The organism is Pseudaminobacter soli (ex Li et al. 2025), from assembly GCF_003012705.1.
GTDB lineage: Bacteria > Pseudomonadota > Alphaproteobacteria > Rhizobiales > Rhizobiaceae > Pseudaminobacter > Pseudaminobacter soli.
This window is the reverse complement of sequence record NZ_PXYL01000020.1, coordinates 76,924-84,581: the sequence shown is the minus strand read 5'-3', so window position 1 is coordinate 84,581 and position 7,658 is coordinate 76,924. Positions and strand designations below refer to the sequence as shown.

Here is a 7,658-nt window from a genome sequence, read left to right as displayed (position 1 = left end):
ACATCAACCTGGCGCAGCTTCGCGACGATCTCTTCGGGCTTGTGCTTCTTCTGGGGCATTCCAATGTCCTCTCCAACGGCTCACGAGCCTACTTCAGGGAGGACCACTTTTCAGGGGGCAGACCACGCGTGGCCTGCCCCTATGAGGTGGTCCGGCTTCGGACTGCTGCGATCCAGAGCTAAACTCTCCCTGCGACTGAGCCATCTTCGCCAACCTGATCGGCCAGTCAATCAGTGACTGCCGGTCGGCTCGGCCAGTTCAAAGGTCGCGTTCGGGGGAACGGCTGTTTCAATATCATTTGACACTGTGGGTTCTGGCTCTGGCGGCGTCTCGGGCGCCTGTGGTCCGCCACGACTTAGATTGACTGAGATTCCGTACAGTTTCCACTCCCGCTCGACTGGCGCATACAGCAGTTCGAAATTGACCTGCATCGGAACGGAAGGGAAGTAGCCGGCCATATGCAGCATTCCGTTCGGCTCGATCTGGGGCATGAGAGTAAGATGCGGTTCGATGACCAGGATCCCGCCGAGATCAAGCTTTTGGTTGCGCTGCGACGCGAAGAACTCACCTAGCTGGGCAGAGCTGTTCTTCTGGAACCCCGGGGCGCCGAGATCTCGTAGCACCGTATAGTTGCCAGTCTTGTTTGCGTGATCGAGGGCGAGGATCGCGCTGCGTACTAGGATCAGAACCCCATCGCGATCGATATTCGCGGGCGTAGGCGTACGTGGCTTGTCCGCTTTCTCGGACTTTTTGGTCTGGGTTGGCTGAGCCTGAAGGTCACCGCAGTAGAGGGGCAGAATTCCGCCCAAGACCGCGCCGATGACAACGGCTGTAGCCGCGCGTCTCCCTACACAGAAAAAGCCGTTGCTCCCAAAAAGGTCATGGGACCGAGTGTATTTCTGTAATGTAGGAATGCGGAACGTTTCCTCTCGCGACCTTCGCTCGCGCTGCCACGTTCTGCCAAGCATCTATCAAAACTCGCCCATCAGCCCGACTCTGAAGGCGTGGCTGGTGCCACCACCATAGGAATAGCCGGCGCTGAATGCCATCGGGACGTCAAGGTCGAAACGATGTGTGAGCGACCCGCCAAACGCGGTCGAGCCTTTGAAATGGCCAACATTCGTCGCCCAACTTGTTTTGCCAACCTGAGAGGGCATCGGAGCGTTAGCCATGGCAATCGCCGCCGCAATACCTTGGCGTGCTTCGGTGCGGGTTTCGTCTATTTCGCCGGACAATCGATGCAGACCCACAATCGTGTCCTGTATTTGTTTGCCGCTGATTGTCGAGGCCGCAAGGTTACCCTCCATATCAGTCGTCAAGAGATAAGTTGGGCCAGACTGTGCAGCGGTGCTTGCAGCGGACGCAACGCCCGCAAGAGTGTAAGTTGAATTATCTGTTCCAATTGCAACTTGATTATTGCGCGTTGTCGCAACCCCCGCACCGATCGCGACGGCATTTTCATGCCCCGCGGTCGCATTTAGTCCAATCGAGATCGTATTGCTCGCGGATATGTCGTTGCCAGCGCCTTGGCCTATGGCGATATTGTTGTGCCCATTGACATTGCCCCCCGCACCAGCGCCGAAGGCTGAATTGCCGCTGCCCGTCACATGCTGGCCCGCTTGCGAACCAAAAGCAGAATTGTCATCTCCTGAGACAAATCGGCCTGCCACAAAACCATAAGCGGAATTGTCGTTGCCCTCTACGAATGACCCTGCACCAGCGTCCAACCCGAACGGGCCGCCCACACCAGCCCCTGTTGCTGTGTTACGGGAGCCGGGAACGCCCGAGCCAGCAAGAAAGCCGACCGCTACGTTCTGTGTTCCTGTGTTCGTCCTTCCTGCTCCTGTGCCCACCGCTGTCGAACCGTCGCCTGAAGCCACTGCTTCGTAGCCGCACGCAAAAGCGCTTTGTCCAGGTGCGTCTGGCCCAAAACCCGCGCTTCCGCTCACCTCGCATACGCCTCCCGCCATCGAGGACCCTGACATCACGAGCGAAGCCAGGCAGACCGATGCCGCCATCCATTTAATTCGTTGAGACACTGTTATCCCTCCAAGCGAGGCCGCAATCTCGTCCTGCGTTAAAAGCCACTGCGTAACTCTCTTCAGTGCTTTTAGGTGCGTTGTCTTCAGGATCACCGTGTTGTGAGTGATTGATTGGTATAGTCACCCATAATCAACGCCTTCCAAAAGCCAGTGTAGCTGCATGCAACGCGACCAATTAGATTGGCAGTGAATGCAGATCCGAAGTAATCCCGGATTGTCCAACCTTCAAATGTCTTGGAAGATCGATTTCATTGGAAGCCCTTTTTTTTGCCTGTTTGTTACCAACCGGAAAAGGGCTTGCGTCGCAAAGCTGACGCCGAAATCTCTCAATACGAGCCCGCCACAGGTGTCTTCACCTGCGTCCAGGCCCAGGCCGGATGAACTGCCCCGGTACGAAGGGCCCACGTACATCTGAGCGATGAGAGCCTTTTCGAGATTGGCCGGGTTGTCAACGGCTTACTCGGCTGTGTCCGCTTGGTTTCGCTGTATTGATGCGGAACGGCCACACAACTCCCCGCTTCGGTAGTCGGAGGTGCGGCCCGATGGTGCGGCCTGTCGCCGGGCCTCTGCTGCGGAAGCGCAGGGCGCGCAGATAGCGCTGCCACACGATCACGAGATCGCAAATCCGGCAAAAGTGGAATCGGAGCCTCGTGTATACGCCACGTTAAAGGATTCTTGACCAAGACGGGTCACGATGCGGCGTCTACGGCTGAGTAGAGAGTACCGAGGCGTTGAACGCCCAGGCAACAGGCCCGTCGTCTCGCCCGAGGCGGCGGGCTTGATTTTGCGCTTCGATGCCTTGTCTTCAACGCCAAAGATCGCCGCCGGCGTCCTGCTGCCGCCAGATGGATGTCGAACGTCAATCCTTCCGAAGGCGTACGCCAGCGCCCGCCACCGTTATCGGGCATGAATTCGACGCCAGCGGCATCGTACAGGTTCGAGGATGAGCCTGAAGGATGAAACACCACGATCAGACTTGACGGACACGGCCACGCGGCTCTCATTTCACAAACCTTGAAGCGGGTGCTAGGTCGGCTGCGAAACCAGATTATGAAATTGACTCATTACGGTATGCTTTTCTTGCGGGATACATGACAGTGCAGACGCGAAGCGATCAACCATGCGATAAAAGCGATATACGTGCGGTCATCTTGATACCGGCATATGGGCAACCCGCCCTGACTGCTGAGACCTTACACTCCGCAATCGGACAGCAATGCGATTTTCCATTTGCGGTTGTCGTTGTAAATGACGGTTGTCCTGTGCCGGAAACGCATGAGATTTGTCAGAACTTTGCCGCTTCATATCCCGGCAAGGTCTTCTACCTCAGCAAGGCAAATAAGGGGCTAAGTGCTGCGCGCAATTCCGGACTTGAATTCTCCCTTCGTGCCTTTCCGGCTCTCGAAGCTGTTTTCTTTCTCGATTGCGACAACCATATCGGTCCTCATCTTCTGCGGAGGCTGGTGCACGCATTACGGGCCGGAGATAATCACGCGGGCTGGGTCTATACGGACGTCGACAAATTCGGCTTTGCAAGCTTCAGCGACATGTCGGGACCATATTCGTCGCTTGAACATCTTTTCCGCAGCTTCTGCGAAGCGGGTAGCATGGTTTCGCGGCGCATGCTGGACACTGGCGCCCGTTTTGATGAAGCAATGCTGAAGGGTGTCGAGGATTGGGATTTCTGGCTGCAGGGCCTTTCGATGGGGTATCACGGCATTCATGTTCCCAACGCCGGCTTTCATTATAGGCGGCGTGGCGAGAGCATGTTGACTGAGGCCGAGCGGGATATTGCTCCTATTCTCGATTACATCCGTAAAAAGCATACTTCCCTCTATTCAATACAGGCGGTTCAAGAGCGTGAGATAAAGGGACGGGCCCGCTACGCGGTCTATCATCCGGATACGAGGCTCGTGCGGTACATGACGGCGACTTCCGATCCCTCTGCGCCGGTAGTGCTGGAGGAATACTTACGGAGCCTGCTGCGGGCCGCAGAGAAGCCCGATTATGGAAGCTGCCCCGGTCATCTCATTGTTTTGGAGCAGAATACATATGATCTGCTGTCGGACATGAAGTTGCTGGCTGGTGTTTTCTGGATCCTGGAATGCGCGCTTCAGCAGGCGGCGAGCACGAGTTGCACGATTGATGTGCGGACGGCAGTTGATGTTTCTCTTGCATGGACATCCGCCGATTTGCCCAGGGCCGATAAACTTTCCGTACCATTCCCGTCACAACCCGTTCATGTATGGGCAGTGGAGGCTGGCGCCTTGCTGGCCGAGCAGTTTCCCGAAGGCGGTTTTGCTTTCGGCAACCATTGGCATACGGTCAAGCCATTTGGCAGCCGTCATTTCACGCTCGAAATCGGTGCTCCAAACGTAGCGCAGATAGACGCGTCGCCGATCGCATCGGACGCTTTCACCGCCTTATCTTCGACATTGGCAACTGTCGCCGAACAGGGGAGTCGGTCTTTCTGGCATAGTGTTCCCTATGATCGCTATCGCGCACAGGCTGCGTCGCCCAGAGACTATTATCCGGAGTTCTTTCGACTCTATTCGTCGCTTCCTGTCATGCAGGCCGGGAATGCCATAGCGTTTGTGCTGGATCGGGCCGAACACGACGATATCGCGAAAGCGACACAACTTGCGATATCAGTTCGCGCGCATGGGCTGGTCCCGCATCTCCTATGCTTCGGCTCTACCTTTGTCGGGCCATCCGCCGATCTGGATGTATTTGCGGAAATCATATCCCTGCCGCTGCCGTCACTGGGTAATCATTCGGACCTTACGCAGAATTATATGGGAACGGATTTGCCTTTGCTTGACGGACGAGATCGTCAGGCAGCGCTCGGCACCCTGGCTGCCTTTTCGAAAGTGGTATCGGTTCGAGGCCGTGTGCTGCATCTCTTGGCTGGCGCCTTACGAAAACTGGGTGTGAGGACATGGGCCTTTATTGAAGATGTTAAAGCCGGGGCAACCAATGCGGCTGTTGCCGGCTCGGCTTTCGAACAGGCATACGACACCATCTTCCCGGAAACTGTCGATGTCCTCCATTTGTGCCGGGCCATTGGTTATCCAGCGGGAAAATTGAGGGTTTGGGAAGAACATTTTCCAACTCGGACGATCACAACCGCCATGCATAATTTTCAACAAACAGCTGATGTTTTCTCATGATCAGTGCTTCTTCAAAATTGTTGTCGACCCTCTTTTCAGGGGGCCCAAAGATTGTGGTCGTCAGGACAGAGGCCTGCAATGAAGATATCAGCTTGCCCGACCTTCCTGTTGAGTGGCTCACAACAACCACTGCTGACGGAAACGTCTTCCGTTTTTCCGAGGACGATGAGCCTGCCTTTCCGGTAGAAATGCCGCCAAGCAACGTTCTGGCGGTCTGGGTCCCACATTCGCATCCATCCATCGATGCTTTGAAACAGTGGTGGGAGCGCGCCAGCGGAACCAGTCGGGGGCCGGTTTTTGTGCACGGTGACGCAACGCATTTGATCGGCGCAGTAGCGGGCCAAACCTTGCGTGAAAACAATCGTTTGACCAGAATGAACCAGACGCTGCTGGAAGATCTGGCGGCACTGCGAGAAGGCCTTGCTCATCACGTGCGAGTCCCGCCGGAACTTGAAGTTCTGTTGAAGAATTTACGTGCTGCTCCGCCGCGCCTGATTTTTGAAACGCCTTTCTTCTCTTCAGCTGCCTCCGTAACAGGAGCGATTATTCAACCCTTGCTCACGGGTGCGCGGGGCATTCTCGGGGTCGATCTACATGTGTCGAATGCTGGACTTGGCACAGGCCATCTACTTGTGAAGTTGCAGGTGCCAAGTTCGGGGCTTGAGCTGGCGCAGTGGCGCATACCCTACTCGGAAACCTTTCCCGGATGGCTAGCTTTGCGTCTCCCGGCTGTTTCGGCCCGGATGGATTCGATTGTCGAACTTGCCGTTGAGCCACACGGTGACGGGCAGCCTCCGGAATTGACCTGTTCGCCTGCGGGACTGATGAACGAATATGCGTTCATTGGTTCTGATATCACCAGAAACATGCTTCGAATGAGAATGTGGGGCGGATTTCCGGGGCTTAGCTATCAATCGCCATCGTCAGACACGTCATTCTCGCCAGCCGTGGTCAAGATTTCCGACCATCTGGTTGCCGCGGCTCAAACAACACGACCGCTGACATGGGCTTATCCATATTTCAACTATCTCGGAGCGGGGCGGTTGCTTTTGCGCCCGCTGAAGGTGAACCCCGCATCCTCAGCCCGCATTTATCTGCCTGCTCTTCCTGGACTTGCGGCCTTAAACTGCATGGTAAAGATAGATGATGCGCTTTGCACGACAAAGATGCTCGTTCGTTTGGCGGCAAGTCTTCCAGGCCGGAATATCGACGAGGTTGAAGATGGGACGGCAGCACTTGCCGTGACGGAGTGGACAGAATTGTCCGAACCTATACGAACTTTCGATTTGCGGTTGGCTTTGCCAAGTGTGGTATCTGAGCCTATCGAGTTACATCTTTTTTCGCGGCTTCCAGAAGGTGGAAAGCTCGATCATGGCAAGGTCGTTTTCGGCGGCCTCGAGGCGACGCTCAACGAGCGGGTCGCTTTTTCCCATCTTCCCTATTTGCCGCAGACAGATACTGCGAGCTCCTGAGCTTTCTTCGGATGGATTGCCTGATATGGGCGTTGCGCCAGGCGCCACGCCACATAGCGGGAGATCCCTTCATCCAGGGATATGCGAGGGCGCCAGCCAAGGTGCGCTTCAGCACGGCTGATATCCAGCACATTTCGCGACACGTCGAAGGAGCGTGTCGGTTTATGATGGATTTCAAAGGGAGCGAGATGATGGGCTATTCGCGCGCATATCTCATTGATACTTGTTCCCTGACCTGAGCCGATGTTGAAGATGGTTTCCATGCCGGAATAATTCAACGTACGGATAATGGCATCAACGACGTCGTCGATGAACAGATAGTCGCGAACGATATTACCGTCGCCCCATATTTCGATCGGCTTTCCCTGAATGATCCGTTCGACAAAAACAGCAATTGCCCCTTGTATTTCTTTCTCGGCCTGTCCGGGGCCGAAAGGATTGGCCAGCCGCAATGTGATTGATGGCAACCCATGCAGGCGGTGAAATAGACGCAGATATTTCTCTGCGGCGAGTTTGGTAATCCCATAGGCGGAGATCGGATCCGTCGGATGATCCTCGGGGATACAGTCTGCATCGGATTGCCCGTATACGGTGCCGCCGGAAGAAATATAGACCAGTTTGGACAGGCTGTGGCGGCGAGCCGCCTCGAGCAACCTTACAGTTCCGGCAAGATTGACCTGAATGTCGGCAATCTTGTCCTCGATGGAAGCTGCCGGAACCATCGTTCCAGCCAGATGAATACAAGACGAACAGATTGGCAGGATCGATTCCAGCAGACATTCGTCGTCGAAGCTGCCTTGCACGATTTTCAGTTGGTCGCTTGGTGCGGTATCTGCGAACCGCCTGCGAACCTGCTCGACCGGAGACCGGCTTAGGACCGTGACTACGTTCCCGTGCGACAGAAGAGCCTTGACGAGATGGGTGCCAATAAAACCGCCTCCGCCAAGCACAAGACAATGTTGTGGGTGATCCAT

6 protein-coding genes and 1 pseudogene are annotated in these 7,658 nt (G+C 55.6%); 3 read left to right on the top strand and 4 right to left on the bottom strand.

The annotated features are described in order from the left end of the window. Nucleotides 1-182 (top strand): hypothetical protein (locus C7I85_RS31410; RefSeq protein WP_210203082.1); only part of this gene is annotated, 182 nt, incomplete at its 5' end. Nucleotides 183-230: 48 nt separating this feature from the next. Here C7I85_RS31410 and C7I85_RS31835 read toward each other — a convergent pair. From C7I85_RS31835 to C7I85_RS32375, 3 genes and pseudogenes are all read right to left on the bottom strand, one after another. Further along, the gene (locus C7I85_RS31835) at nucleotides 231-809 is read right to left on the bottom strand and encodes a hypothetical protein (RefSeq protein ID WP_245445110.1); all 579 of its coding nucleotides are present in this window, start codon (nucleotides 807-809) and stop codon (nucleotides 231-233) included. A gap of 162 nt (nucleotides 810-971) precedes the next feature. Beyond that, nucleotides 972-1,727, bottom strand: a complete 756-nt coding sequence (locus tag C7I85_RS31830) for a hypothetical protein (protein ID WP_245445109.1) — start codon at nucleotides 1,725-1,727, stop codon at nucleotides 972-974. Between the two features lie 123 nt (nucleotides 1,728-1,850). Beyond that, a pseudogene (locus C7I85_RS32375) lies at nucleotides 1,851-1,970 on the bottom strand (hypothetical protein); the annotation flags it as partial. 1,163 nt (nucleotides 1,971-3,133) lie between these two features. Here C7I85_RS32375 and C7I85_RS25670 point away from each other — a divergent pair. Both C7I85_RS25670 and C7I85_RS30695 read left to right on the top strand, forming a co-directional pair. Then, a complete protein-coding gene (locus C7I85_RS25670; RefSeq protein ID WP_106726841.1) occupies nucleotides 3,134-5,212 on the top strand; it encodes a glycosyltransferase family 2 protein in 2,079 nt (692 codons plus the stop codon). Further along, on the top strand, nucleotides 5,209-6,684 hold the full coding sequence (locus tag C7I85_RS30695) for a DUF6212 domain-containing protein (protein WP_146148963.1): 1,476 nt from the start codon (nucleotides 5,209-5,211) through the stop codon (nucleotides 6,682-6,684). The genes C7I85_RS25670 and C7I85_RS30695 overlap by 4 nt, the downstream gene beginning before the upstream one ends. Here the strand turns inward: C7I85_RS30695 and C7I85_RS25665 are convergent. Further along, nucleotides 6,651-7,658: an NAD-dependent epimerase/dehydratase family protein gene (locus C7I85_RS25665; RefSeq protein ID WP_106726840.1), complete on the bottom strand. Its 1,008-nt coding sequence runs from the start codon at nucleotides 7,656-7,658 to the stop codon at nucleotides 6,651-6,653. The two genes, C7I85_RS30695 and C7I85_RS25665, sit on opposite strands and share 34 nt — an antisense overlap.

Bases quoted from the DNA above. Each gene is read 5' to 3' on its own strand.
- C7I85_RS25670 (WP_106726841.1), top strand. From the start codon at position 3,134: ATGACAGTGCAGACGCGAAGCGATCAACCATGCGATAAAAGCGATATA.
- C7I85_RS30695 (WP_146148963.1), top strand. From the start codon at position 5,209: ATGATCAGTGCTTCTTCAAAATTGTTGTCGACCCTCTTTTCAGGGGGC.
- C7I85_RS25665 (WP_106726840.1), bottom strand. From the start codon at position 7,658: ATGGATCACCCACAACATTGTCTTGTGCTTGGCGGAGGCGGTTTTATT.